This is a genomic window from Shewanella sp. TC10 (assembly GCF_009663145.1).
In the GTDB taxonomy this organism is placed as follows: domain Bacteria; phylum Pseudomonadota; class Gammaproteobacteria; order Enterobacterales; family Shewanellaceae; genus Shewanella.
Map to the genome: position 1 here is coordinate 35,598 of NZ_VKHR01000014.1, position 25,840 is coordinate 61,437.

At 38.1% G+C, this 25,840-nt stretch carries 24 protein-coding genes and 3 tRNA genes; 13 read left to right on the plus strand and 14 right to left on the minus strand.

Annotation, left to right across the window (positions count from 1 at the left end):
- Position 1: 1 nt before the first annotated feature.
- The 3 genes from FNZ24_RS06930 to nadA all read left to right on the plus strand — a co-directional run bounded on the left by FNZ24_RS06930 (position 2) and on the right by nadA (position 3,754).
- Entirely contained in the window at positions 2 to 979 is a 978-nt protein-coding gene (locus FNZ24_RS06930) for an alpha-ketoacid dehydrogenase subunit beta (protein WP_153913763.1), read from the plus strand.
- Between the two features lie 9 nt (positions 980 to 988).
- Entirely contained in the window at positions 989 to 2,581 is a 1,593-nt protein-coding gene (locus FNZ24_RS06935; RefSeq protein WP_153913764.1) for a dihydrolipoyllysine-residue acetyltransferase, read from the plus strand.
- A gap of 105 nt (positions 2,582 to 2,686) precedes the next feature.
- A complete protein-coding gene (gene nadA / locus FNZ24_RS06940) occupies positions 2,687 to 3,754 on the plus strand; it encodes a quinolinate synthase NadA (RefSeq protein WP_153913765.1) in 1,068 nt (355 codons plus the stop codon).
- Between the two features lie 127 nt (positions 3,755 to 3,881).
- Here nadA and gap read toward each other — a convergent pair whose 3' ends face one another.
- Complete coding sequence (gap, locus tag FNZ24_RS06945) at positions 3,882 to 4,892, minus strand: type I glyceraldehyde-3-phosphate dehydrogenase (protein ID WP_153913766.1); 1,011 nt, start codon at positions 4,890 to 4,892, stop codon at positions 3,882 to 3,884.
- A gap of 235 nt (positions 4,893 to 5,127) precedes the next feature.
- The gene (locus FNZ24_RS06950) at positions 5,128 to 5,958 is read right to left on the minus strand and encodes a DUF2989 domain-containing protein (protein WP_153913767.1); all 831 of its coding nucleotides are present in this window, start codon (positions 5,956 to 5,958) and stop codon (positions 5,128 to 5,130) included.
- Positions 5,959 to 6,160: 202 nt separating this feature from the next.
- Here FNZ24_RS06950 and FNZ24_RS06955 point away from each other — a divergent pair, with 202 nt between their 5' ends.
- From FNZ24_RS06955 to FNZ24_RS06975, 5 genes are all read left to right on the plus strand, one after another.
- Positions 6,161 to 7,597, plus strand: coding sequence for a glyceraldehyde-3-phosphate dehydrogenase (locus FNZ24_RS06955; RefSeq protein ID WP_153913768.1), 1,437 nt, complete (start codon positions 6,161 to 6,163; stop codon positions 7,595 to 7,597).
- 244 nt (positions 7,598 to 7,841) lie between these two features.
- Positions 7,842 to 7,917, plus strand: a tRNA-Gly gene (locus FNZ24_RS06960).
- A gap of 10 nt (positions 7,918 to 7,927) precedes the next feature.
- Positions 7,928 to 8,001 (plus strand) — tRNA-Cys (locus FNZ24_RS06965).
- Positions 8,002 to 8,053: 52 nt separating this feature from the next.
- Positions 8,054 to 8,139, plus strand: a tRNA-Leu gene (locus FNZ24_RS06970).
- A gap of 628 nt (positions 8,140 to 8,767) precedes the next feature.
- Positions 8,768 to 9,961 carry an amino acid aminotransferase gene (locus tag FNZ24_RS06975; RefSeq protein ID WP_153913769.1) on the plus strand — a complete coding sequence of 398 codons (1,194 nt, stop codon included), beginning with the start codon at positions 8,768 to 8,770 and terminating at the stop codon, positions 9,959 to 9,961.
- Positions 9,962 to 10,037: 76 nt separating this feature from the next.
- Here FNZ24_RS06975 and yvcK read toward each other — a convergent pair whose 3' ends face one another.
- Positions 10,038 to 10,937 (minus strand): uridine diphosphate-N-acetylglucosamine-binding protein YvcK, encoded by a 900-nt coding sequence (yvcK, locus tag FNZ24_RS06980; protein ID WP_153913770.1) that lies wholly within the window; start codon positions 10,935 to 10,937, stop codon positions 10,038 to 10,040.
- Between the two features lie 188 nt (positions 10,938 to 11,125).
- Between yvcK and FNZ24_RS06985 the strand changes: the two genes are divergently transcribed.
- Both FNZ24_RS06985 and FNZ24_RS06990 read left to right on the plus strand, forming a co-directional pair.
- Complete coding sequence (locus FNZ24_RS06985; RefSeq protein ID WP_153913771.1) at positions 11,126 to 11,932, plus strand: glucosaminidase domain-containing protein; 807 nt, start codon at positions 11,126 to 11,128, stop codon at positions 11,930 to 11,932.
- A 1-nt stretch (position 11,933) separates the two neighbouring features.
- Complete coding sequence (locus FNZ24_RS06990) at positions 11,934 to 12,566, plus strand: DUF2987 domain-containing protein (RefSeq protein WP_153913772.1); 633 nt, start codon at positions 11,934 to 11,936, stop codon at positions 12,564 to 12,566.
- A 97-nt stretch (positions 12,567 to 12,663) separates the two neighbouring features.
- Here FNZ24_RS06990 and ttcA read toward each other — a convergent pair whose 3' ends face one another.
- The 11 genes from ttcA to ccoN all read right to left on the minus strand — a co-directional run bounded on the left by ttcA (position 12,664) and on the right by ccoN (position 22,716).
- Positions 12,664 to 13,593 (minus strand): tRNA 2-thiocytidine(32) synthetase TtcA, encoded by a 930-nt coding sequence (gene ttcA / locus FNZ24_RS06995; RefSeq protein ID WP_153913807.1) that lies wholly within the window; start codon positions 13,591 to 13,593, stop codon positions 12,664 to 12,666.
- 78 nt (positions 13,594 to 13,671) lie between these two features.
- Positions 13,672 to 14,601 carry a universal stress protein UspE gene (gene uspE, locus FNZ24_RS07000; RefSeq protein WP_153913773.1) on the minus strand — a complete coding sequence of 310 codons (930 nt, stop codon included), beginning with the start codon at positions 14,599 to 14,601 and terminating at the stop codon, positions 13,672 to 13,674.
- A 91-nt stretch (positions 14,602 to 14,692) separates the two neighbouring features.
- Positions 14,693 to 15,445, minus strand: a complete 753-nt coding sequence (etrA, locus tag FNZ24_RS07005; protein ID WP_153913774.1) for an electron transport transcriptional regulator EtrA — start codon at positions 15,443 to 15,445, stop codon at positions 14,693 to 14,695.
- Positions 15,446 to 15,500: 55 nt separating this feature from the next.
- On the minus strand, positions 15,501 to 16,190 hold the full coding sequence (locus FNZ24_RS07010; RefSeq protein WP_153913775.1) for a sulfite exporter TauE/SafE family protein: 690 nt from the start codon (positions 16,188 to 16,190) through the stop codon (positions 15,501 to 15,503).
- The gene (ccoS, locus tag FNZ24_RS21655; protein ID WP_228768403.1) at positions 16,183 to 16,467 is read right to left on the minus strand and encodes a cbb3-type cytochrome oxidase assembly protein CcoS; all 285 of its coding nucleotides are present in this window, start codon (positions 16,465 to 16,467) and stop codon (positions 16,183 to 16,185) included. Before ccoS ends, FNZ24_RS07010 begins: the two co-directional genes overlap by 8 nt.
- A complete protein-coding gene (locus tag FNZ24_RS07020; RefSeq protein WP_153913776.1) occupies positions 16,464 to 18,899 on the minus strand; it encodes a heavy metal translocating P-type ATPase in 2,436 nt (811 codons plus the stop codon). Before FNZ24_RS07020 ends, ccoS begins: the two co-directional genes overlap by 4 nt.
- Positions 18,900 to 18,905: 6 nt before the next feature.
- On the minus strand, positions 18,906 to 19,385 hold the full coding sequence (locus FNZ24_RS07025) for a FixH family protein (RefSeq protein ID WP_153913777.1): 480 nt from the start codon (positions 19,383 to 19,385) through the stop codon (positions 18,906 to 18,908).
- 116 nt (positions 19,386 to 19,501) lie between these two features.
- Positions 19,502 to 20,470, minus strand: coding sequence for a cytochrome-c oxidase, cbb3-type subunit III (ccoP, locus tag FNZ24_RS07030; protein WP_153913778.1), 969 nt, complete (start codon positions 20,468 to 20,470; stop codon positions 19,502 to 19,504).
- Entirely contained in the window at positions 20,470 to 20,646 is a 177-nt protein-coding gene (locus FNZ24_RS07035; protein WP_153913779.1) for a cbb3-type cytochrome oxidase subunit 3, read from the minus strand. Before FNZ24_RS07035 ends, ccoP begins: the two co-directional genes overlap by 1 nt.
- Before the next feature lie 10 nt (positions 20,647 to 20,656).
- Positions 20,657 to 21,271 carry a cytochrome-c oxidase, cbb3-type subunit II gene (gene ccoO / locus FNZ24_RS07040; protein ID WP_153913780.1) on the minus strand — a complete coding sequence of 205 codons (615 nt, stop codon included), beginning with the start codon at positions 21,269 to 21,271 and terminating at the stop codon, positions 20,657 to 20,659.
- An 11-nt stretch (positions 21,272 to 21,282) separates the two neighbouring features.
- Entirely contained in the window at positions 21,283 to 22,716 is a 1,434-nt protein-coding gene (gene ccoN, locus FNZ24_RS07045) for a cytochrome-c oxidase, cbb3-type subunit I (RefSeq protein ID WP_153913781.1), read from the minus strand.
- Positions 22,717 to 22,987: 271 nt separating this feature from the next.
- Here ccoN and FNZ24_RS07050 point away from each other — a divergent pair, with 271 nt between their 5' ends.
- The 3 genes from FNZ24_RS07050 (at position 22,988) to FNZ24_RS07060 (ending at position 25,755) form a co-directional block, all read left to right on the plus strand.
- Positions 22,988 to 23,437, plus strand: coding sequence for a hypothetical protein (locus tag FNZ24_RS07050; protein WP_228768404.1), 450 nt, complete (start codon positions 22,988 to 22,990; stop codon positions 23,435 to 23,437).
- 91 nt (positions 23,438 to 23,528) lie between these two features.
- On the plus strand, positions 23,529 to 23,762 hold the full coding sequence (locus FNZ24_RS07055) for a hypothetical protein (RefSeq protein WP_194945015.1): 234 nt from the start codon (positions 23,529 to 23,531) through the stop codon (positions 23,760 to 23,762).
- A 211-nt stretch (positions 23,763 to 23,973) separates the two neighbouring features.
- On the plus strand, positions 23,974 to 25,755 hold the full coding sequence (locus FNZ24_RS07060) for a protein adenylyltransferase SelO (RefSeq protein WP_228768405.1): 1,782 nt from the start codon (positions 23,974 to 23,976) through the stop codon (positions 25,753 to 25,755).
- Positions 25,756 to 25,840 lie beyond the last annotated feature (85 nt).

The window sequence follows — 25,840 nt, forward strand, 5'->3', positions numbered from 1 at the left end:
TGTGGCTGAAATGAATATGTTACACGCCATCAATGATGCATTAGCAATTGCGATGACTGCTGATGAAAGAATGGTGGTATTTGGTGAAGATGTTGGTCATTTTGGTGGTGTTTTCCGTGCCACTTCTGGCTTACAGGAAAAATTTGGCCGTGATCGTTGCTTCAATACACCTTTGACTGAACAAGGCATTGCAGGTTTCGCAAATGGCTTAGCATCGAACGGAATGACTGCAGTTGCAGAAATTCAATTTGCTGATTATATTTTCCCTGCATTTGATCAAATCGTTAATGAAACTGCCAAATTCAGATACCGCAGTGGTAATCAATTCAATGTAGGTGGTTTAACTTTCAGAACCCCTTATGGCGGCGGCATTGCCGGTGGTCACTATCATTCGCAATCTCCAGAGGCTTATTTCACCCAGACCCCTGGATTAAAGGTCGTTATTCCACGTAATCCTGAACAAGCTAAAGGCTTATTACTTGCGTCAATACGTGATCCAAACCCTGTTATTTTCTTTGAACCTAAAAGACTTTATCGTGCATCAGTAGGTGAAGTGCCTGCAGGTGATTTTGAAATTGAAATAGGTAAAGCAGATGTTGTTAAAACGGGTAGTGATATCACGCTACTTGGGTGGGGAGCTCAAATGGAGATCCTTGAAAAGGCGGCAACAATGGCAGGAAAAGATGGCATTTCTTGCGAAATAATAGATTTGAGAACTTTATCTCCTTGGGATATCGAAACTGTAGCAACCTCAGTTAAGAAAACAGGTCGCTTGCTAATTAACCATGAAGCACCTTTGACCGGTGGTTTTGCTGGTGAAATTGCAGCAACAATTCAACAAGAGTGCTTCTTGCATCTTGAGTCGCCAATTAGTCGTATTTGTGGATTGGATACACCATATCCGCTTATTCTTGAAAAAGAATATATGCCAGATGAACTGAAAACTTATGAAGCGATTAAAGCTTCCGTCAATTTCTAGGAGCAAGATATGATTAAAGATTTTATTTTGCCTGACATTGGCGAAGGCGTAGTTGAATGTGAACTTGTTGATTGGATGGTTAAAGAAGGGGATGTGGTAGTTGAAGATCAACCCATCGCCGATGTAATGACAGATAAAGCATTAGTTCAAATCCCGGCTCCGCATGCTGGTGTTATCTCTAAACTTTATTATGCAAAGGGTGAAATTGCCAAGGTTCACGAACCACTATATGCAGTTGAGCTGGATGCCACCGTTGCAAGTAATACTGACAATATAACTGAAACAGAGACTGTAGTTGCAGCTGAAGAAGTTAAAGCTTCTTCACCAACGACTCACGAAACTTCAGCAGTCGGTAATGCCATCGAAGAATTTTTATTACCTGATATTGGTGAGGGTATCGTTGAGTGTGAACTGGTTGAATGGCTAGTTGAAGAAGGTGAAATGGTGTCAGAGGATCAGCCAATCGCTGATGTTATGACTGATAAAGCGCTAGTTCAAATTCCAGCTATTAAAAACGGTAAAATTGTTAAGCTACATTACCGAAAAGGACAGTTGGCAAAAGTTCATGAACCTTTGTTTGCTATTGAAGTTGAGTCTGCTAACTCAATTGTTAATACACCACAAACTGCCATTGAAACAGTTTCTACGGCTACATCGAATTCAAATGAACCAGTGGCACAAGGTAAAGCCTTAGCAAGCCCTGCGGTTCGTCGTTTAGCTCGAAGCTTAGATATCAATATTGCCAATGTTCCAGGCAGTGGCAAGAGTGGCCGAGTTTTTAAAGAAGATATTGAAAAATTTGTCAGCGGTAACTCTGTTTCTGCAACCTCTTCAGTTGAGACATCAGCCTCAGAACAAGGCATTGCAACGACTCAACAAGTGGTAAGTCAATCAGTTGCTGACAGAGTTGAGCCAATTAAAGGTGTTAAAGCTGTCATGGCTAAAATGATGGTAGAGTCAGTTTCTACTATTCCACACTTTACTTACTGTGAAGAGTTTGATTTAACCGAGCTGGTTGCATTACGCGCTGAAATGAAACAGCGATACTCATCTGATGAAGTTAAGTTAACCATGATGCCTTTCTTTATGAAAGCCATGTCGCTTGCTATCAATGAATTCCCAGTGCTTAACAGCCAAGTTAATACTGAATGTACTGAACTTACTTACAAAGCTAGCCATAATATCGGCATGGCCGTCGATTCTAAAGTTGGCTTATTAGTGCCGAATGTAAAAGATGTTCAAAGCAAATCAATACTAGAAGTTGCTGCTGAAATTACTCGTTTAACAACAGCAGCGAGAAGCGGTCGAGTCAGTCCTGCTGATTTAAAAGGTGGTTCAATCTCAATCTCTAATATTGGTGCCCTAGGTGGAACTGTAGCGACGCCAATCATTAATAAACCTGAAGTTGCTATTGTTGCTTTAGGCAAGTTGCAGACATTACCGCGTTTTAATGCAAACGGTGAAGTTGAAGCTCGTATGATCATGCAGGTGAGTTGGTCTGGTGATCATCGTATTATTGATGGCGGCACAATTGCTCGTTTCTGTAATCTTTGGAAGCAGTACTTAGAACAGCCACAAGAAATGTTATTAGCAATGCGTTAATACTAATAAGCTAGTATTCAACATAATAAAGGACGCGAATGCGTCCTTTAATTTTGTTAACGCTTTTTGTATAATCTCCGGACGTTGTAACTTCTCGGAACCATAATGATCACCTCGGCACCGAATATCGATTCCATCGAGTATCCTTTTCCTGCAAAACCTGCTTTATTATCAGACGCTGAAAAAGTAGCTGCAAAAGCAAGAATTAAACAATTGCTAATCGACCAAGAAGCAGTTTTAGTTGCACACTATTATACTGATCCTGAAATTCAAGCACTTGCCGAAGAAACGGGCGGCTGTGTTTCTGACTCTCTTGAAATGGCACGTTTTGGACGTGATCATCCTGCAAAGAAATTGATTGTTGCGGGCGTTAAATTTATGGGTGAGACATCAAAAATCTTAAGCCCAGAAAAAACAGTTTTGATGCCAACATTAGAGGCAACCTGTTCTTTAGATATAGGTTGTCCTATTGATAAGTTTTCTGAATTTTGCGATGCCCACCCAGATCATACTGTTGTTGTTTATGCCAATACCTCAGCAGCAGTTAAAGCAAGAGCAGATTGGGTGGTTACTTCGAGCATTGCGCTAGAGATTGTTGAACACTTAGATAGCGAAGGCAAAAAAATTATTTGGGGGCCTGACCGTCACTTAGGTAGCTATATTGCAAAAGAGACTGGCGCAGATATGTTGATGTGGCAGGGTGACTGTATTGTACATGATGAATTCAAAGCCAAAGCGCTGAGAGAACTTAAAATACAACACCCAGAAGCAGCCATTTTAGTGCATCCAGAATCACCTGCAAATGTTGTAGCACTTGCAGATGCTGTTGGCTCTACCAGCCAATTAATTAAAGCTGCGCAGACAATGGATAACCAAGAGTTCATTGTCGCAACTGACCGAGGTATTTTTTATAAAATGCAACAAGCAGCGCCCGGCAAGACATTAATTGAAGCTCCAACAGGTGGAAATGGTGCGACTTGTAAAAGTTGTGCGCATTGCCCTTGGATGGCTATGAATGGTTTACAAGCTATTGAGGCTTCGTTAACCGCCTCAGATAAGACAGAACATGAAGTTTTTGTTGATGATGCTTTACGTGATGATGCATTGATCCCATTAAATAGAATGCTTAATTTTGCTAAAACTCTAAATATGAAAGTGAAGGGTAACGCATAGCGTGTAGTGAGTTAATATTTATGAGTTATTAGCATTTGGCCAGTAAGTAGTTACTAGTCATTATAAATAACAAAAAGCCCTGCAATCGCAGGGCTTTTTAATGCAATAAGTTAACGTAATAACCTAACTATTTTGCAGTCATTAACGCTACAGTATTATCTAACATGCGGTTACTGAAACCCCATTCGTTATCATACCAAGCCATCACTTTAACTAATCGACCTTTAACTCTAGTTTGAGTTGCATCAAAATTAGAAGAGTATGCATTATGGTTGAAGTCGATAGAAACTAAAGGCTCAACATTAATGGCAAGCGCTTCATTTAATGGTGAAGTTTTTGCTGCATCAGCGACAATCTGGTTGATTTCTTCAACACTTGTGTCACGAGATGCTTGGAAAGTTAAATCCACTAGAGAAACGTTTACTGTTGGAACACGAACAGCTAAACCGTCAAATTTACCTTGAAGCTCTGGTACCACAAGACCTACTGCAGCTGCTGCACCGGTTTGTGTTGGGATCATTGACATTGCTGCCGCACGAGCACGACGTAAATCAGTGTGGTAAACATCCGATAGGCGTTGGTCATTGGTGTAAGCATGAATAGTAGTCATTAAACCTGATTCAATACCTACAGAGTCATTTAACGGCTTTGCAATAGGAGCCAAACAGTTAGTAGTACATGAAGCATTTGAAATGACAGTCATGTCACTTGTTAGTACTTCATTGTTTACGCCATATACAACAGTAGCATCGACATTTTTACCAGGTGCTGAAATGATAACTTTCTTAGCGCCAGCAGTTAAATGTGGTTGAACAGCTTCTTTAGAAGTGAAGATACCAGTACATTCATAAACTACATCGACATTTAATTCTGCCCAAGGTAATTTTGAAGGATCTCTTTCTTGGAAAGTTAAGATTTTATCGCCATTAACGTAGATAGCTTCGTCATCATGATCAACTTTAGCGTTGAAACGACCATGTACTGAATCATATTTGGTAAGGTGAGCATTGATTGAAGCATCGCCCAAATCGTTTAGAGCTACGATTTCGATTGGGTAATCCTTTTCGCTTTCATAAAGCGCACGTAAAACATTTCTACCGATACGGCCATAGCCGTTAATTGCTACACGGATAGTCATTGCATATCCCTCAAGTGATTATAAATCTGTTACGTAAATCATATGGTAGTAAAATTACCAAATTAACGATTTTCGTCAAGTAAAAAAGCCTCGAAACGGCAATAAAACCCAAAATATCTGTATTTAATTTACAAAATACGATAATCAGCACTTCTCAACGACTTTTTTGAAAGTGCAATACACTGACATTTGTTAATTAATTGCATTTCAGTGTAGCCAACAAGCGTGCCTTTGTTTATTCAAATCTTGATTTAATTTCACTTGTATCAAACTTACCTGCATTAAGTTGTTTTACCAGTTCAGCTGCATCAATATTAAGTTGATTAGCAAGGTCATTATTATTGCCTATTAACGCTAATAATTTTTCTTCTGACGCTGTGTTGTCACTCATTAAAGTATTTGCCTTAGTCAACAAGTACTCATTTTCTGTATTTTTTTCGCTTCTATATACGGTTGCGAGGGCAAGGAGCCAATCTGAATCTATATTTCTTGCTTTAACATGAGAGAGTAAATGCAAATACAGTAACTTGGCTCTAGCAATATCAGTTTTAATGTAATGAGAGGCTACTTGAGCGATCATAAAGGTTTCTGTCAGCTCGCCGGCTTGTTCAGCTTTAATAACCATATCGCGAGATGGGAAGTCATTAAATTTAGTCCAACGGTAATAGGCAAGGTAAATATCAGGATTGTCTTTGGTGTATTCTTGTAATTGGGCTAAGTTTTGAGTGCTAACTGCATAAGCACGTTCTCTGTCCTCTGTTCGATGTGTGTTTATTATATGTTTAACACCGGCTGCTAATTCTATGCAGTTACTATAAGACTCAAGTTTAATTAATTGGTCATATAATTGTTTTCCAGACGGAGCTTCTGTGATTTTTAATTGGTAACGACTACGGATTAAGTCGCCTTTTTCAACTAAACACCAACTATCCTTGTGTAAATCGGCACAAAGTTCAGGATTTTTTTTACAAATGCTGGCACTATTTCGGCCAACATCACAACCAAATAAGCCGAATAAAGCAGCAAATACTGAAAATGATGTAATTATTACTAAACTTTTGTTCAAAACTGGCTCCAAAATAGGATTTTTTCTAATAAAATTACATGTTTACTAAAAATTTCTTACTGGCGAAATAGCGTAAATTTCATTACAATGTCGCCGACCAAAAGGGGTTAACCCTACCAAATAATGATTATTGGTCTTTTCTTTTTGTTACTCAATTCTTTCTGCACACGAATGCTGAAATATGAGATAAAGGATCTTTTTAATGAGCGCTGATAAACACCTACAAAGTTGGCAAGAACGTTTCGAAATGGCTGAGGCTATGCAGCCTTTACTAGGTAAACTGTACCGTAATCAAGGCGTTGAAGTCTTAGTTTATGGTAAACCACTTTTAAACGCATCTACAATTGAAATTATTAAAGCTCATCGACTAGTTCGTCGTCACATTGGCGAAAAATTACGCCTACGTGAAAGCTTTCCATTCGTCGAAGCATTAAGCAAGTTATCAGTAAAGCACTGTAAAGTGGATATTGGCAAGTTAGCCATTAATTACTGGCGTGATAATACCGATGCATCACAAATTCAAGCATACATGACTAAAGAGCTTGAGAAAGGTTTAAACTTTGGTGATGACGTTGAGTCAAAAGATGTCGTTCTTTATGGCTTTGGTCGAATCGGTCGTTTATTAGCTCGTCTAATGATAGAAAAGACAGGTAAAAGTAATAAGCTTTGTTTACGAGCTATCGTACTTCGTGGCGGTAAAAAAGGTGATTTAGAAAAGCGTGCTAGTTTATTACGTCGCGATTCCGTTCATGGACCATTCAATGGCTCTGTAGAAGTCGATGAAGAAAATAACGCGATTATTGCTAATGGTACTTACATTCAAATTATTTACGCAAATTCACCTGATCAAGTAGATTACACACAGTACGGCATCAATAATGCGCTTGTAGTGGATAATACTGGTATATGGAAAGATGAGGATGGCTTAGGTCTTCACCTTAAGAGTAAAGGCGCAAGTAAAGTACTATTAACCGCTCCTGCGAAGGGCGCGATTAAAAACGTGGTTTACGGTGTAAATGAAAACGATATCTTACCTGAAGATATGATTGTTTCAGCGGCTAGCTGTACAACCAATGCTATTACACCTGTTCTAAAAGCAGTTAATGATAAGTATGGAATTGAAAATGGTCACGTTGAGACTATTCACTCATACACTAACGATCAAAACTTAATTGATAATTACCACAGTGCAGATCGTCGTGGCCGTAGTGCTCCATTAAATATGGTTATTACAGAAACAGGCGCTGCTAAAGCTGTTGCTAAAGCACTACCTGTAATGGAAGGTAAGTTAACTGGTAATGCGATTCGCGTGCCTACACCTAACGTTTCAATGGCTATCATCAGTGTAAATCTAAATGGTGAAACAAATCGTGAAGAATTAAATGAATATCTTAAAGATATTGCATTAACTTCTGATCTTAAAAACCAAGTTGATTACACCGACTCAACAGAAATCGTATCAAGCGATTTAGTAGGGTCTCGTTACGCTGGCGTTGTTGACTCTCAAGCAACCATTGCTGACGGAAAACGTGCAATTTTATATGTATGGTATGACAACGAATTTGGTTATAGCTGCCAAGTTGTGGGTGTTATGCAAAAAATGTTAGGTCTAAACACGTTATCTTTACCTGAAGCATAATAAATAAGAAATAGTTTAATAAGAACTAGTTTTAAAAAAGCACTTCTATATGAAGTGCTTTTTATTGCCCGTAATTCATTAATAGACAATAATTACTCAATAAGTAGATTTAAACATCAAACAGTTATAAATGGCTTAAAATAGTTTAATTCTGCATTGACACATTTGCGTAAAACGGTAGAATTCCATTCCGCACTCAGAGACAAATTGATTAATTGATTTTATCAAGTGCATTGTTTGATATGCGACATTAGCTCAGTTGGTAGAGCGATACCTTGCCAAGGTATAGGTCATCGGTTCGAACCCGATATGTCGCTCCAATCAAACAACGGCGCGATGGCAGAATGGCTATGCTGCGGATTGCAAATCCGTCGACCTCGGTTCGACTCCGGGTCGCGCCTCCACAAATTTTGTTTAGTTGCTAACAATTAAGTTAGTGGTTAAAACAACACTTTTGCCCGAGTGGTGGAATCGGTAGACACAAGGGATTTAAAATCCCTCGCTTAATAGGCGTGCCAGTTCAAGTCTGGCCTCGGGTACCATTATTTACATACGATTTAGTATTAAAGAGTATGGTGCGAAAAAGCCTCAACGAAAGTTGAGGCTTTTTTGTATCTGAAATTTGAGTAATTGATGTAAGTTAAAATCCCTTGTCGTTATAAAATAGGGCGTGCTAGTTCAAGTCTGGCCTCGGGTACCATTATTCTTTTATAAGAAACTTACATACGTAAGTATGGTGCAAAAGCCTCAACACTCTTAATGTTAACAGGGCTTTTTTATGCCTGACATTTGAGTCATTGAATTAAGATAAAATCCCTCGTCGTTTTGAAATCGGGCTTGCCAGTTCAAGTCTGGCTTCGGGTATCATCATTCTTATTACAAGATATATATTAGGTAGCATTGTCAGGCACAATCAAAGGCAAATCCAATCAACTGAATATTTTTGATAGCCATTAGATGAAATGTTGCCTAAATCAGGTAAAACCTATTGTGTAGCGTTCAGATAGGCTACATGTTTAAAGAATATCTATTTTATCGATTGAAAATTTACCAAATGTTTAAACTGTGAACTAATTCTTTCATCAATACAAAAAGTCACTATTTCATTGTGCTATTCAATGGTATAAATACTTAAAAATAGTGGTTCACTTCATACGAAGGAAAGATGTAATGATATTTTCTCAGGTCCCTCAAGCTCCAGCCGATCCTATCTTAGGTTTAACAGATGCATTTAAAAAAGACACTCGAACAGAGAAAGTCAATTTAGGTGTGGGTATTTACAAAGATGAAGCAGGTCAAACACCAGTTTTAAAGTCGGTAAAAAAAGCTGAAGCCATTTTATTAGAAGCTGAGAAAACAAAAAATTATCTTGGAATAGAAGGTGTAGAACAATACAACGCTGTCGTTCAAACATTACTCTTTGGCCAAGGTAGTGACATTATTGCACACAAACGCGCTTATACAGCCCAAGCTCCGGGTGGAACAGGGTCATTAAGAGTTGCTGCTGAATTCTTAGTTAGAAATACAGATTCAAAAACATTGTGGGTCAGTAATCCAACTTGGGCTAACCATCAAAATATCTTCCAAACCGCTGGTTTAGAAATAAAAGAGTATGGTTATTACAAAGCTGAAACCCATGCCATGGATTTTGACGCTATGCTTACCGACTTACAGGGAGCTACAGCGGGTGATCTTGTGTTATTACATGGTTGTTGTCATAACCCGACAGGTATCGATTTAGATGCTTCACAATGGGAAGTGATTGGTCAACTTTGTGCAGACAAAGAACTAGTGCCTTTATTTGATTTTGCATATCAAGGTTTCGGTGCAGGTATTGAAGAAGATGCTCAGGGATTGCGTATTGTTGCAGCTAAAGTACCAGAGCTATTAATTGCCAATTCGTTTTCTAAAAACTTTGGTTTATACAATGAACGTATTGGTGCAGTAACTATTGTTGCTGCTGATGAATCAGCTGCTCAGAAAAGTTTTAGCCAAATTAAGAAAACCATTCGAGCAACATACTCAAACCCTCCTGCACATGGCGGGTTAATTGTGAGTACAATTTTATCTGATGATAGCTTACGTCAAGAGTGGGAAGATGAGCTAACAGAAATGCGTCAACGTATTGCTGAAATGCGTACCTTATTCGTCGACACTTTAAAGTCAGAAGGTGTAGAGCAAGATTTTAGTTTTATCTCGCGCCAAAACGGTATGTTTAGCTTCTCAGGATTAAACAAAGAACAAGTGAATCGTTTAAAAGAAGAATTTGCTGTTTATATTGTGGGCTCAGGACGTATTAGTGTTGCCGGCATGACTAAACAAAATATCCCAGTGATCTGTAAAGCGATTGCGCAAGTTCTGTAACTACACAATAAGTTACTGTTGAACATCAACATAAGAGCGAAAGGTAATGTTTACTTTTCGCTCTTTTTTATTAAAGTCATTTTTTAGTAATTTTCAGCACTTTTGATAATGCATCTGCTAAAGCTATTTTATTGTGCAATCCAGCATGATGATCACTTACCAGTGGAAAATAACTGACAAACTCGCCTATATCAATACTGTCACCATGGCTAATAACATTGTTAATAGCGTCTCGGCCAACTAATTGATTAATCCATTTTATTTTATCTTCTAAATTCAGTGAATTGGCGGCGCATAACTCATTGGTTAAATTATCTATAAAAATGATTTGAGCACTTGATTGCAAAATTGCTTTAGAAATTTCAGGTAATAATAATGGTGGTAATACGCTAGTAAGAAAACTCCCAGGGCCTATGATTATCAACTCTGATTGATTAATAGCTTGGATGGCTTCGCATGTTGCTGATACTTGAGGTTCAACGGCTAAAGAGCTTGGCACTTCTTTCATCCCATCGACATTGGTTTCACCGAAGATGGTTTTGCCTTCAAGGTTTAGCGCTGTTAGATGGGCAGGTTCCTCTGACATTGGGATAATGCGCGTATCAATTTTTAATATCGTGCGAATTAACTTAATGGCTTCCATTGGTCTAACGCAAAGCTGCTCCAGAGCGTACATAATGATGTTGCCAAGATTATGGCCATTTAATTCATTATCGCCATTGAAGCGATGATCGAATAGCATAGTACCGATTGATGGCCGGTGTGCTAATTGTGATAAACAGTTTCTTAAATCGCCCCAAGCAATGGTTGTTTCGTCTTGGCGTATTCTTCCTGTTGAGCCCCCATTGTCTGTAGTGGTTACAATGCCAGTTAATTTAGGACCTAAAAAAGATAATGCTGCTAAAACTCGGCCTAAACCGTGACCGCCACCTAATGCAACAACATGGCTATATTGATGTAATTCTTGATTCATCATTTTTTGATTCCTTTCATACTCTTGATGACTTTCTAATCTTGCATCGTGTTCTTGCATCGTAAAAATATATTTTAACTATAGCTAGATGCTAAAATTGAATACTAGAAAAATAATACCATAAATACAGCACTGCTTTTAGTGATGAATCTGGGTATAATCATTTAAAAATTATTAAGGTAGGATTGTTTTTGAGAACTGGTAGAGTAGGTAAGTTTACCCTTGGCTTAGGCTTTGTGATAATCAGTATTATTTTAATCAGAGTTTGGCTTGTTCCAACTTTGGAAAAGATTTTAGTCTCGACACCTGAAATTGAGCAAAATGAGATAGAAGAAAAAACAGTTCCTAACTTCACTGCTATCAATGATATCCCAACAAAAAAACAAGTCTTTTTTGATTACATGGCACCTGCTGTTAACCATCAAAATGCTCTCATATTGAAAGAACGAAATTTTCTTAAAGTTATTTTAGCTAACCTCAATAATCAACAAGACTTAACAGAAGCCGAAATTTTTAAATTGAAGCAGCTTACTGATAAATACAATTATTCAGTCAAAAAATATGATGAAACAACATTAGCTCCTTTATTAATAAGAGTCGATACCGTTCCTGCAAAGATGGTGTTAATTCAGGCAGCTAATGAAACCGGTTGGGGAAGTTCGCGCTTTGCCAAAGAAGGGAATAATTATTTCGGTCAATGGTGCTTTTCAAAAGGTTGTGGCTTAGTGCCACTATCAAGAAAACCAGGATTGAACCACGAAGTCGCTTCTTTTGATACGCCGGAAGATTCTATTGCAGCTTACATGTTGAATTTAAATACCAATTCAGCATATCGATTATTACGTTCTATTAGAGCTGACATTCGTTCACAAGAAAAGGAGCCAACTGCTGAAGAGTTAGTGTTTGGCTTAATCCATTATTCTGAACGAAAAGATGCTTATATTGACGAACTACTAGAGATGTTACGCCAAAACAAAGCGTATTTAGCAGGTTTATAAAATGAAATTACAAACAGCATCTATTATCTTAGCAGCAATGCTAATAAGTCCTTCTGTCATAGCTGATTCAGTATCAATTCCATATGCAGGTTTTTATGAAAGGTTAAAACAGGTCAACAAACATAATTATCAGTTAGTTGAAGTTGCTTTTAGTGTGCCGAAAAATAAAAACTGTGAAATTGTGTCTGGAAATATTACTACTGAAAAAAATGAATACCCGCTGACTTATGACCAAGACCAGCGTTTGTACCTTCCTTATGATGCGCAGCTAAAATCAGATAGAGGCTTGCTGAATATAGAGGTAACAGGGGACTCTTCACTTTGTGGTGTCGCAATGCAAGTACGCGCAAAAACCACACAAGCCAAATATGCAAAACAAGAATTAATCGATGTTAAAACTGATATGGATGCATTACTAGACGGACAGCAAGGGTTCCCTATGAAATATTTTAGGAAGCCAATCTCGGGATTAACATTCAGTTTTAGTCATGCTGAATTGCCAGTTGCAGTCACCATAGATGGTAACAAGCAGCTGATACAAGAGCAGTTACAATTAACGTCAGAGCAACTTGATAATCTACAGTCAGTGATTTTTGATACTAAACCGAGTATCGTCAGTCCATATGTTATGTAAACTTGTTATATAAATTTATTATGTAGATTTTTGAAGATATTTATTGCATAAAAAAAAGCCCTCAATTGAGGGCTTTTTCTTACTCACTTATAATCATTTATGGTTTATAAGTAGTAACAATGTCAATTTTAGATGCTTCATCAAGATTAATATGACCATTGTTACTGGTATCTAAAAAATCAAACGCTGGTAAATCAGACTCAGCCACATCGCCAGATAATGGAGCATCTGCATCACGTTGTAGCGATAAAAAATCAAATACGTTTCTATCAACACCTTGAGATGGCGAAGTATTTTGCATTGCTGTAAAAATTGTTTCGATGCGGCCAGGAAACTCAACGTCCCACTGATTTAGCATATCTTTTACTGCACCACGTTTTAGATTTTCTTGTGAGCCACATAAGTTGCAAGGAATGATTGGAAATTCTTTTAACTCTGCATATTCAGCAATGTCTTTTTCTTTACAATAAGCTAATGGCCTAATCACCATATTGGCACCATCATCAGATAGCAATTTAGGTGGCATAGCTTTCATTTTTCCACCAAAGAACATATTTAAAAATAGCGTTTCAATGATGTCATCACGATGATGACCTAACGCTATTTTTGTCGCTCCAATGCGTTGTGCAAAACCATAAAGTGTTCCACGGCGAAGCCTTGAACATAAAGAGCAGGTGGTTTTACCTTCTGGGATTTTGTCTTTTACAATTGAGTAAGTGTCTTTTTCTAAAATATGATAAGGCACAGACAGTTTATCAAGATAAGCAGGAAGAATATCTTCAGGAAAACCAGGTTGTTTCTGATCTAAATTTACAGCAACAATATCGAACTTGATTGGAGCGCGTTTCTGCAGATTCAACAAGATGTCGAGCATTGCATAGCTATCTTTGCCGCCAGAAAGGCAACACATGATAACATCGCCATTTTCAATCATTTGATAATCACCTATCGCACGACCCACTTCATGACGTAACTTCTTTTCTAACTTTGCTTGGCGATCGGCCAAGTGTTTTTCTTGTTGTTGCATTTCAGACATTAAAAAGCGCCCAGTAACCATCGTTTCAGGGCGCGTATTATTCCAGCATTCAGCCCGTTGGTAAAGACTTTAGTCTTCAAGAGGTGATTTATAACCCTCAGGTTTAACGGCTAGTAAATCACAATTAATACTATCGATGACATGTTCAGCGGTATTACCTATGAGTGCTGCAGAGAAACCAGTACGACCTACTGTGCCTAAAATGACGAGTTCGGCATCAAGCTGCAATGCTAATTCAGGGATTACATCTTCAGGTAAGCCTTCTTCAACATGGCAATTCTCAAGAGGGATATTAAAACTATTGGCTAAATATTGAATACGTTGTTCATGTTGCATACGTACTGTGTCGTTATAGCTTGCCGCATCAAACTCTGGAAGTTCTATTGCTAAATTGACTGGTGTACCAGGGTAACCATTAACCAAATGTATTTTTGCAGAAAATTTGGCAGCAAGGTTTAATGCGTTTTCAATAATTTTAGTATTGAGCGTCGAATGTTCATCATCTTCAGAAGCGACATTAACAGCACATAAAATTTTACCTGCTACAGGCCAATCATGATCTTTCACCATTAATACTGGAATAGGAGCCTTACGTAGTAAATGCCAGTCAGTAGGGGTGAAGATAATCGATTTTAACTTGTCGTGTTCATGGGTACTTTTAACTAATAAATCGAAATCTTGTTCAATTGCATATTTGATGACACTTTCAAAAGGTCTGTTATGCCAAACAACTTTGGTTTCGATTTGTAAACCATTTTGAGTGTAGGGCACGATTGCTTCTTCTAACCAACTTTCTCGCTGATCAATAACGCCTTGGCGCATTGCTTCTCTTTCATGACTTGAAAGAATAGATGTCATTTCATATGAAAAATCGAAAATAGTGAGAAACGCAGTAATAGATGCATTGGACTTGGAAGCAAGTTCAACGGCTCTTGCAAGAGCTGGTTGAGGGTCGGTCATTGGGTTAATGACAACCAAAATTTTATTATAATCCTTCATAAAACCTCCAAGCTGTTTTTATATTACTATCACTTTTATCCGCAGTGATGTCATTGAGTTAGATCATATAATCAAAATTATATTAAACAAGTTAAGTTGCAATTCTTGAGTTACCTGCAAGTTGACTGAGTGCGACATGGTCTACAATAGTGATGTACTTGCCTTTAACTTCGATAAGGCCAGCTTTTTGAAAACGTCCTAGTAAACGACTAATGGTTTCAACCGTTAAACCTAAGTAGTTACCAATATCACCGCGAGTCATTGTTAATCTAAACTCGTGTGGCGAGAATCCACGACTACCAAATCTATTGGCTAAATTATTTATAAATGCTGCTAAACGTTCTTCTGCATTTTTCTTTGATAGTAATAAAATCATTTCTTGGTCGCCCATGATTTCATTACTCATTAGACGCATGATTTGCTGTCTTAATTTAGGCATGGTGCCAGAAAGGGTATCTAGTGTATCAAAAGGAATTTCACAAACCATTGCAGTTTCGAGGGCTTGTGCAAAGCTTTGATGTATTTGAGAGTGAATACCATCAAAACCAATAACATCGCCAGCTAGATGAAATCCAGTGATTTGTTCGTCACCTTGCTCAGTAATGGTAAAACTTTTGATAGTACCTGAACGGATAGCAAATAAAGATTTGAGAGGATCACCAGATTTAAAGATTTGATCACCTTTTTGAACCGGTTTTTTCCGTTCGATAATTTCATCTAGTTTATCTAGTTCGTTATTATCTAACGTGAAAGGAATGCAAAGCGATTCCATACTGCAATCATGACAATGAATTGCACAACCACCAGTAGAAGCGCGAAGCTGTTTCGTTTGATCTGTAGGCATATATACTCTCAATTAATTACTACAATACCATGTTAAACTAATAACAAAGCTTGAGCTAGTTTAGCTGCATGATGGCAATATAAATAGTTTGTAATCCAAATATTACTATCAAGATCCCACTAAATAGCCTTACTTTCTTTTTTTGTACCCATCCAGCCAATTTTTTTGCGGTTAATCCAGCACTTAGCAATGCGGGTAAGGTACCTAAGCCGAAAGCAAACATCACCAGAGCACCATTTAACGCGTCGCCAGCTGCAACCGACCAAGTCAATGTGCTATAAACTAATCCACACGGTAACCAACCCCAAATCATCCCCGCAATTGTCGCTTGAAACTGAGTTTTAATTGGCAGTAATTTATTAGCTAAAGGCTTTAAAAATTTCCATAAACCTTTACCCAGTTTTTCAATATGCACAACACCAAACCAAATTTGCGCGATATATAAGCCTGTTACAATCATCATAATACCGGCAAGAATTCTCAAGCCGATAAGATAACTATCAACATCAAACATATAACCTAAAGCAGCACTACTTGCTCCAGCTAGTGCTCCAGCAATGGTATAACTTAAAATTCTTCCGAGATTGTAACTAAGTAAAAAGCTTAATTGGTTTGCTAATCGGTTAGATGACGTTGGCGGCAGATTTGTTGCAAAAGCACCAATGAGTCCACCACACATGCCAAAACAATGCGCCGCGCCCATTAAACCAACAAGAAATGCTCCCCAAAAATTATATTCAATCAAGTGGAGTGCTCTTGTTTAAAGGTTTTTCAGTTATTTCATCATGTTCTTTATCTGTGCCAGACTTTAATGAAGTAACTTCAGCTGAAATGGCTCGATCTGAGTCGATTGAAGCATCATTTGTTGGCGTTGGTGCAGGGCCTTCTTCGTCAAATAATATAGACACACTTTGTCTATCTAAATCATCAAATTGTTCTGATTTAACAGCCCAAAAAAATACAGCGACAGCCACAGCCACAAATAACATGGCAATTGGAATTAATACGTAAATGATACTCATATTTTTACCCTTAACAGGCGAAGACTATTTGAAACTACAATGATTGAGCTTATAGACATCCCAATTGCTGCTATATATGGCACTACATGACCAGTAACCGCTAATGGCAAGATAATAATGTTATAAGCAAACGCCCATATTAAATTTTGTTTTATTATTCTGTTGGTAAGTTTAGCAAGTTTAATAGCCTGATTGAATTTAGAAAGGTGATCACCAAGTAAGATTAAATCTGCACTATTTTTAGCAATTGCGCTGCCACTACCCATAGCCACTGATAGGTTGGCTCCGGCTAAAACCGGTGCATCATTAATACCATCACCAAACATAGCAACATCTTGTTTTGTTTGTAGATTATTAATAAGATCTAGTTTATCTGCGGGGCTCAAACCAGAGTATGAATGCTTGATATTTAATTGTTCAGCTATTTCATTGACATGTTTTGCGCAATCACCGCTTGCGATACTGACTTGCAAACCTGATTGTTGTAAATCAGATACTGCTTGCTCGCTATCAACCCTTATTGAATCCTGTAAAACAAAACAAGCCGCTACTATATTGTCAATGGATAACCACAATAATTGCCCCTGACAATGAGAAGCATCAATACCGTTAAATTGAGCGTTGCCAATTTTAATTTCTTTATTATCAATTTTACCAGATATGCCTAACCCTACATGATGGGTGATATCTGTCGCGACAACATACTTACTGTGAAATGGCGAAAACGCTTGAGCGATCGGATGTATTGAACCTAACTCAAGGGCTGCTGCATAATTAAGTACGGTTTGTTGACTACCCTGTTGTGATTCTTCGGTAGTATCTGCATCTGTCAGAATAGTTTTTTGAATAGAAACAGTACCGCAGGTGAGGGTACCTGTTTTGTCGAATACAACATGTTGTAAAAGTGGAAGTTTCTCAAAAACGCCAGCCTTTTGAACAATAATCCCAAGTTTAGTAAAAATAGCTGTAGAGCAAGTAATCGCTGTTGGAGTGGCGAGCGCAAGAGCGCAAGGGCATGTTGCTACAAGTACTGATAGCATTACCCAAAAAGCATCTTCAGGCGATATGAATTGCCACGCAAAGTAAGTGATTGCGGCTATTAAAATGATGGCTGTAGAAAAGTAACTGGCTGACTTATCAACCATCAAAGCAATTTTAGGCTTAGTGTTTGATGCAACTTCTTGTAATCGTATAATTTCTGCGACTAATTGGTCTTGTCCTAATGCGGTGACTTCAACCGTTAAAGGTTGGTCAACATTGATTGTTCCGGCATAAACCATGTCTTGTGCAGATTTAATTAACGGCATTTGTTCGCCAGTTAACATCGACTCATTTAAGCCGGACTTACCTTGTAAAATAATGCCGTCTGCAGCGACAACTTCACCAGGTTTTATTAGTATTGTGTCGCCAATATTGAGTCGTTTAGCTGGAATTTCTGTAATGACTTCAATTGTTTCTGAATCATTTTCACAATGAGGTTCAATGGTTTTTAAATTCGCTGTTAACGGCACTAACTTGTGCAAGTTACTTGAACTTACAGAAGCTGTTTGTTTGGCTTTTTGTTCGAAGAATCGGCCCAATAAAAGAAAGAAGGTAAACATGGTGACAGATTCAAAATAAACTTCACCAGTTCCGGTAATGGTTGCAATGCAGCTAGCAATATAAGCGCCGGCAATTGCTAAGGATACCGATAAATCCATGTTTACTTTACCGCCTAGTAAACTTCTTACGGCACTAAAATAAAACGGTTGAGCTGAATAAAAGACGACAGGAGCGGCGAGTGTCATACTGACCCAGCGGAAATAATCACGCATTTCAGTATCTTGCAAAATAAAATAGTCAGAATAAAGGGCAAGGGCGAACATCATTACTTGCATAGTAGCAAAGCCTGCCAAGCCTAATCTTAATAAAAAATTACGACTTTCTTGTTTGCTTAACTTTTCCTGTTCATCAACTTGATAAGGCGCTGCTTGATAACCGATACGGCTAATTGCTGATAAAATTTCACTGAGCTTTACCGTTGAATCATTCCAACTGACAAGAGCGCGTTGCGTAGTTGAGTTAACTGAGATTTTTACAATGCCAGGTAACTGTTTAATCTTGTGTTCAATTAACCAAGCACATGCAGCACAGGTGATCCCTTCTATAGAGACTGACAGTGTTTTTTCATCTTCTTTTGAATAAACTAAATCTTGTTGAATTTCCGGTAAATCATAAGCGGAATATTGAGCCAACTCTGAAGGAACTAATGCAGTCTGTTTACTACCCGGTTCACTACGAAATTGATAGTAACTACTTAAACCTGAATCGATAATAGCTTGTGAAACAGCCTGACAACCAGGGCAACACATTAGTTGCTCCTGATTATCAATTACGGTTGTAAATTCACGACCAGTGAGTACAGGTTCATTACAATGAAAGCACGTTTGCATGAATTATTAATTTAACCAGTAATCTACATCATCTGTAATTTCAATACGTTGTTGAATTCTCCAACTCGCATCAAAGCCTTCTAATCGCACATTCCAGGGGCCTGAAATTGCATCAGATAAACCGATTCGAAAATCACCATTTCCATCGGCTGTGGCATTAATACTGAAATCTTTTTCTTCTAATGTAGGGTGGATAAAATCGACTTTTAACGCTGCGCGATACTCTGGACCACCATGCTGACTAATTTTTAATTCGTGATCATCAACTTCAACTAAAAATTGCATCCCTAAATTCTTAGCTTGTTTAATTTTACGTAAATCCATATTAATGGCTTTACCTTCTTTATAATAATCATCCGATACCAGCGAGTCCGCGTTATCTATTGCAATGCTCATTGCGATCATACTTTTGATCACCACAACAGAGAGTAAAACAACAATAAACCAAGGCCAAAAATGCTTATACCAGGGAAGGGGAGCAGACATAAAACGGTCCTAAAAAGTAAGAATTATTATAGTGACATTTTAACCCGAAAAGGCTTAAGAATCACTTAAAAAAAAGGCTTCGTTTTCACGAAGCCTTTGATGTTACTGCGTTGTAACTATTTGTTTGATAAGCTATAAACGTAAGCAGATATAACGTGGACTTTCTCTTCGCCAAGAATGTTATCCCATGCTGGCATGACACCAGTACGTCCATTTGCAATTGACTGCATCACTTGCAAACGACTACCGCCATATAACCAAGCATTATCAGTTAAATTAGGTGCGCCCATAAATTTATTACCGGTTCCGTCCATACCATGACAAGCAAAACAACCTTTCATATATGAACCTTGACCTTGCGCTGCTAATGTAGCGTCATGATCACGTCCTGATAATTTAAATACGTATTCAGCAAGACCTTGTATTTCACTGTCTTCAATTGGTAATCCACCTTTAGGAGGCATCATACCATTTCGACCGTTCATAATTGATGTCTTGATAGTTGCAAGCTCTCCACCGTATAACCAATTATTATCAGTTAAGTTAGGAAAGCCAATACTACCGCGAGCATCAGAGCCATGACACTGAGCACAGTTCTGCAAGAACAAACGTCCACCAACTTTAAGTGCTTCTTCATCTTTAACTAAATCCTCTAAAGGAGTGGCTAAATAAGCAGCGAAAATTGGTCCGTACTTTTCATCAGCAGCAGCGACCTCACGGTCATACTGTGATAGGCGATTCTCAGCTTTAGCAAGCTCTACTGCAGCTTTTGAATCAGCTTTAATGCCTTCTTCATAACCTACGCTTTGGTTTGAACTTGTCCAACCAAATAGACCTTTATAGCTACCGAGACCTGGATAAAGTGCTAGGTAAATCAAACCAAAAACGATACTGATATAGAACATATAAGCCCACCACTTTGGTAGCGGGTTATTAAGTTCTTCAATACCATCAAAGGTATGACCCATTGATTCGCCTTCTTCAATTCCGGTCTTGTTCTTTGAACAAGCACGTAAAAGGAAGAAACAACCAGCAATAACTAATAGCGTCGGAAAAATAATCCACACATTCCAAAAGATACTCATTACTTATTATCTCCTGAATGGTTAGTTTGCTTTGCAATTTCTTCTTCTGAAAAAATCAGGTTAGCGGCTTCATCAAATTTCGGTTTGCTTTTTGAGCTGTAAGCCCAATAAAAAATACCGGCAAATACGACCATAACAATAATGGTAAGAATGCCTTGTAACGTTCCGTAATCCATAATTGCCTCCTTATTTCAGCGCGTGGCCAAGTGACTGTAGATATGCGATTAACGCTTCTAATTCAGTCTTGCCTTCAACAGCCTCTTGAGCGCCAGCAATTTCTTCTTCGGTATACAAATTATGATCCGGATGGAAATTACTTAAGATTTGCATCTTCTTACCAGTGAGTTTTCCATCTAATTTATTTTCAGCTAACCAAGGGTAGGCTGGCATATTAGACTGAGGAACAACATCACGTGGGTTAATTAAATGCACTTCATGCCATTTGTCACTGTAACGACCGCCAACGCGGGCTAAATCTGGACCTGTACGTTTAGAACCCCACTGGAAAGGGTGATCCCAAACTGACTCACCAGCAACAGAGTAATGACCGTAACGTTCAGTTTCAGCACGTAAAGGACGGATCATTTGGCTGTGACAGTTATAACAACCTTCACGAACATAAATGTCACGACCTTCGGTCTGTAAAGCAGTATACGGAATTAATCCTTCAACTGGTTCAGTCGTATCCTTAGAAAAAAGTAACGGAGTGATCTGAACTAAACCGCCAAAACTGATGGCGATAACTGTAAAGATACCTAGCAGACCGATGTTTTTCTCGATTAACTCATGATTAAATTTCATCGTTCTGCTCCTTATGCTTTTTCTTCAGCTAAAGCTGGTAAAGAATCTTTAGGTGCATTAACAGTACGAATAACGTTGTATGCCATAATGAACATACCTGTTAAGAAGAATACACCACCAATAAAGCGTACAAAGTAGAATGGGTAAGATGCTTCTAAACTCTCTACAAAGCTATAAGTTAATGTTCCATCAGAGTTAACTGCACGCCACATTAGACCTTGCATAACACCTGAAATCCACATTGCTACGATGTATAAAACAGTACCAATTGTCGCTAACCAGAAATGGACATTGACAAGGTTAGAGCTGTACATACGACCATGACCGAATAAAACAGGGATAAGGTGGTAAAGAGAACCAATAGAAACCATTGCAACCCAGCCTAAAGCGCCTGAGTGAACGTGACCTACTGTCCAGTCAGTATAATGCGATAAGGCATTAACTGTCTTAATTGCCATCATTGGTCCTTCGAAGGTAGACATACCATAGAAAGATAATGAAACAACTAAGAAGCGAAGTACTGGATCGGTACGTAGCTTATGCCAAGCACCTGATAAGGTCATAATACCGTTAATCATGCCACCCCAAGATGGAGCAAATAAGATTAACGACATCACCATACCTAGAGTCTGAGTCCAGTCAGGTAACGCGGTATAATGAAGGTGATGTGGACCAGCCCAAATATACAGTGCAATCAACGCCCAAAAGTGAACAATTGAAAGACGGTAAGAATAAACAGGGCGACCAGCTTGCTTAGGTACAAAGTAATACATCATGCCTAAGAAACCTGCAGTTAATAAGAAACCAACCGCATTATGTCCATACCACCACTGTACCATCGCATCGACTGCGCCTGAGTACATGGAATATGATTTGAATAAGCTGACAGGAACCGCCATTGAGTTAACAATGTGCAGAACTGCTACCGTGATAATGAAAGCACCAAAGAACCAGTTAGCCACATAAATGTGCGAAGTAGTTCGTTTAATGATTGTGCCAAAGAACACTACAGCATATGCAACCCAAACAATGGTAATTGCGATATCAATAGGCCACTCTAATTCTGCATACTCTTTACCTGAGGTGAATCCCATTGGTAAGGTGATTGCAGCTGAGAGGATAATAGCTTGCCAACCCCAGAATGTAAATGCAGCTAATTTAGGTGCAAATAAACGGGTTTGACAGGTGCGTTGTACGATATAGTAGGATGTTGCGAAAAGGGCTGAAGTACCAAACGCGAAAATCACAGCATTCGTATGTAGTGGTCTAAGACGACTATACGTTAACCATGGTGTTTCGAAGTTTAGTTGTGGCCAGATTAACTGGGCCGCTATCAATACACCAACTGCCATGCCAACGATTCCCCACAAAACTGTGGTTAATGCGAACTGGCGAACAATAGTGTAGTTGTAATCAGCGCCTGTAGGCTGGGAATGATTCATCATAATGCTTCCACGGCTTATTACTTTTACTTTTAATTATAGTAAAGATGGACTTTACCTGTTTAGGCTGACTATTGCAGAAAAAACAACCTGAAATGAAGTTGCTTTTTAATGCTTTGTCAAGGTGTTAGCTCATGTTTTTTATATCTATCATGAGGCAATGCAATGATACTTGAGCTGTGTCAAAAAAGATACTCAGAGAACCTGAGTAAACTTGATCCAGATCAATTTCCTAAAGATAATGTTATCAATTTGAATCATGAGGTTATTATTTGTGCATTTTTTAACAAAGTCTGCTTTGTTGTTATTTTTTATTGCTAATTTAGTAGGATGCGATTCACAACCAAAAGAACAAAACACACAAAGCAGAATTGTAGATGAGTCTCTCTGTCAATTTAGTCAAGGGAAATGTGAACAAAATGTACACAACTTGGAAGTCTCACTATTAATAAACCCCGTTTTCACACCAAGCGAAAAACCACTAGATATCGCCCTTAATTTCTCCAAGCCTGTAAAAGATGCCCAAATTAGAATAGAAGGTAGAGATATGTTCATGGGGATTATACCTGTGAACCTAACAACTAAAGATGATAAAGCTTATACCGGTTCTGCAATCTACGGTTCATGTAGTAGTGATTATATGGTGTGGCGAGCGATTGTGACATTTAGCTTAGATGAACAAACTAAAACGGTTTATTTTGATTTTTTAGCTGATAACCATTAACTCATTATAAATTTAGCTCTCACACCTAAATCGTGTTGATAATCATTATCATTTAGTTATAATGTTTATAATTAAATTTGAGGTGACTATCATGACACAATTAAACATATCCATATCACTCGAAAAAATGGCTGCTTTGATCCAAAGCGGTCATCTATGTGTCGCAGATTTTAAAAGCCTGGATATAGAAACAAAAAAACAGTTATGGCAATTGTGTCTTGTCGCTTGTAACAAGCGGATATATTGTAATTCACCTAAAGAGCTAAATGACTCTGATCAAGATATAGATGTTTTAGAGCAGCAGGTTATATCAATATTTTCATAATTTTAGAGTGAGTAAATAATCAATAATCTCTAAGTTAACTGGCTTTTAAAGACGGCTTACCAATCCTACATCTAATCAAAGTTTGAGTGTATTAACTTTGTTAAACTATTGTTCTGAAAGTTCTGAGGTATGATATTCTCTACTTTTATATAAGTTATCGATAATGTAAAACATTATCAAAACTCAATTTTGATACCTTGGTATGCCAATCATGAAAAACAGTCATGCTTCTAAAAACAAACCAACAATTACCACGTTACATGACCTCGCATCTTTTGCTGATTATTCTTTTATGGATAAACTCAATCCAGATCCACAATCTAGAGAAGATGGAAACGATTTTGAACCAAGACAAGTTTTCTCAGGCCATTATGTACCAGTTAAACCGACTCCAATACGAAATCCTGAATACGTATCACACAGTCAAAATTTGTTTATCGAACTTGGTTTAAATGATTGTTTGGCGACGTCATCAGATTTTATGAAACTGTTTTCAGGAGACATGTCACAGGTACCAGCACCAATGCGTAAAGTAGGGTGGTCAACTGGATACGCTCTTTCAATTTATGGTACTGAATACATTCAACAATGCCCATTTCAAACAGGTAATGGCTACGGTGATGGACGCGCAATTTCAATACTTGAAGCCGTAATTAATGGTCAACGATGGGAAATGCAATTAAAAGGTGGCGGGCGAACGCCATACTGCAGAGGTGCTGATGGACGAGCGGTATTACGGTCTAGTATTCGTGAGTTTTTAGCTCAAGAGCATATGCACGCACTAGGCGTTCCTACTTCTCGGTCTTTAAGTTTGTACGTTTCAAAAACTGATAAAGTACAACGTCCTTGGTACTCAGAAAATTCTCATTCAGAAAACCCTGACAGGTTAATATCTGAACCCGTTGCTATTTCAACACGTGTCGCACCGTCGTTTATTCGAGTTGGCCAGCTTGAACTTTTCGGTCGCCGAGTCCGTCATCAAGCTCACGACAATGCCATCCAAGAACTTGAAAAGATAGTATTACATTTAATAGAACGAGAATATGCTGACGTTATCGATCTAAAGCTTCCTCTACCCGATAAAATAATTTTATTAGCAAAAGAATTTAGAAACCGACTTACAACATTAATAGCCAATTGGATCCGTATTGGTTTTTGCCAAGGTAATTTCAACAGTGATAATTGCGCAGCAGGTGGTTATACCCTTGATTATGGCCCCTTTGGTTTTTGTGATGTATTTGATCCTCAATATCAACCTTGGACAGGTGGAGGACTTCATTTTTCATTTATGAATCAACCTAATGCTGCACAGAAAAACTTTGATAGCTTTTGTTCAGCTTTACGCCCATTGTTGTCTTCTAAGCATGAATACTCAAAACAACTTGATGAAGTTCAGGAAGAGTTTTCCAATGTAATGCACACACAAATGAATAATATGTGGGCAGTAAAGCTTGGTCTTGAACAATTAAACACTGTGAACCATCAACAAGTTTACAATTCAATGCTCAGCGAACTAGAAACGCTTATGAAGCAAACCAAAGTTGATTATACTATTTTCTTTCGTGAGCTTTCCTCGATACCAGACGATATTACAGCTCTACAGAAAAGCTTTTATGATGATTTATCTAGCTGTACTGATGAGCAGATATTGAATGAACGTTGGAATAACTGGCTTGCTGATTGGAAAACACTCATTAACATTTCAATTAATGAAAGCAATAGTAATCAGAGTGTTACTAGAGCACAATCAATCCAAGAAATATCTACGCAAATGAAACTCGTCAACCCAAAATACATTTTACGAGAGTGGTTTGTTGTACCCGCTTATCAGCAAGCAGCTAGTGGAAACTATTCGCTTCTTAAAGAATTACAGCAAGTCATGACCCAGCCCTATGATGAATTGACGAAAGATATTGAAGAAAAATATTATCAATTAAAACCAACAAAGTTTTTTGAAATTGGAGGCTTGTCTCATCTTAGTTGTTCATCATGATAAGTTAACACTATTAACTTTACCTTCATTATGAACAATATGAACAATATGATTTGAGACAGCATGACAGGAATATACAGAACGA

What these genes read in the sequence shown, in the direction of transcription:
- nadA (WP_153913765.1), top strand. Translation starts at nt 2,687, where the DNA reads ATGATCACCTCGGCACCGAATATCGATTCCATCGAGTATCCTTTTCCT.
- ttcA (WP_153913807.1), bottom strand. Translation starts at nt 13,593, where the DNA reads ATGCAACAACAAGAAAAACACTTGGCCGATCGCCAAGCAAAGTTAGAA.
- etrA (WP_153913774.1), bottom strand. Translation starts at nt 15,445, where the DNA reads ATGCCTACAGATCAAACGAAACAGCTTCGCGCTTCTACTGGTGGTTGT.
- FNZ24_RS06975 (WP_153913769.1), top strand. Translation starts at nt 8,768, where the DNA reads ATGATATTTTCTCAGGTCCCTCAAGCTCCAGCCGATCCTATCTTAGGT.
- ccoO (WP_153913780.1), bottom strand. Translation starts at nt 21,271, where the DNA reads ATGAAATTTAATCATGAGTTAATCGAGAAAAACATCGGTCTGCTAGGT.
- FNZ24_RS06955 (WP_153913768.1), top strand. Translation starts at nt 6,161, where the DNA reads ATGAGCGCTGATAAACACCTACAAAGTTGGCAAGAACGTTTCGAAATG.
- ccoN (WP_153913781.1), bottom strand. Translation starts at nt 22,716, where the DNA reads ATGATGAATCATTCCCAGCCTACAGGCGCTGATTACAACTACACTATT.
- ccoS (WP_228768403.1), bottom strand. Translation starts at nt 16,467, where the DNA reads ATGAGTATCATTTACGTATTAATTCCAATTGCCATGTTATTTGTGGCT.
- FNZ24_RS06990 (WP_153913772.1), top strand. Translation starts at nt 11,934, where the DNA reads ATGAAATTACAAACAGCATCTATTATCTTAGCAGCAATGCTAATAAGT.
- gap (WP_153913766.1), bottom strand. Translation starts at nt 4,892, where the DNA reads ATGACTATCCGTGTAGCAATTAACGGCTATGGCCGTATCGGTAGAAAT.
- ccoP (WP_153913778.1), bottom strand. Translation starts at nt 20,470, where the DNA reads ATGAGTATCTTTTGGAATGTGTGGATTATTTTTCCGACGCTATTAGTT.
- FNZ24_RS07060 (WP_228768405.1), top strand. Translation starts at nt 23,974, where the DNA reads ATGAAAAACAGTCATGCTTCTAAAAACAAACCAACAATTACCACGTTA.
- FNZ24_RS07035 (WP_153913779.1), bottom strand. Translation starts at nt 20,646, where the DNA reads ATGGATTACGGAACGTTACAAGGCATTCTTACCATTATTGTTATGGTC.
- FNZ24_RS06935 (WP_153913764.1), top strand. Translation starts at nt 989, where the DNA reads ATGATTAAAGATTTTATTTTGCCTGACATTGGCGAAGGCGTAGTTGAA.
- yvcK (WP_153913770.1), bottom strand. Translation starts at nt 10,937, where the DNA reads ATGATGAATCAAGAATTACATCAATATAGCCATGTTGTTGCATTAGGT.
- FNZ24_RS07055 (WP_194945015.1), top strand. Translation starts at nt 23,529, where the DNA reads ATGACACAATTAAACATATCCATATCACTCGAAAAAATGGCTGCTTTG.
- FNZ24_RS07025 (WP_153913777.1), bottom strand. Translation starts at nt 19,385, where the DNA reads ATGTCTGCTCCCCTTCCCTGGTATAAGCATTTTTGGCCTTGGTTTATT.
- FNZ24_RS07020 (WP_153913776.1), bottom strand. Translation starts at nt 18,899, where the DNA reads ATGCAAACGTGCTTTCATTGTAATGAACCTGTACTCACTGGTCGTGAA.
- uspE (WP_153913773.1), bottom strand. Translation starts at nt 14,601, where the DNA reads ATGAAGGATTATAATAAAATTTTGGTTGTCATTAACCCAATGACCGAC.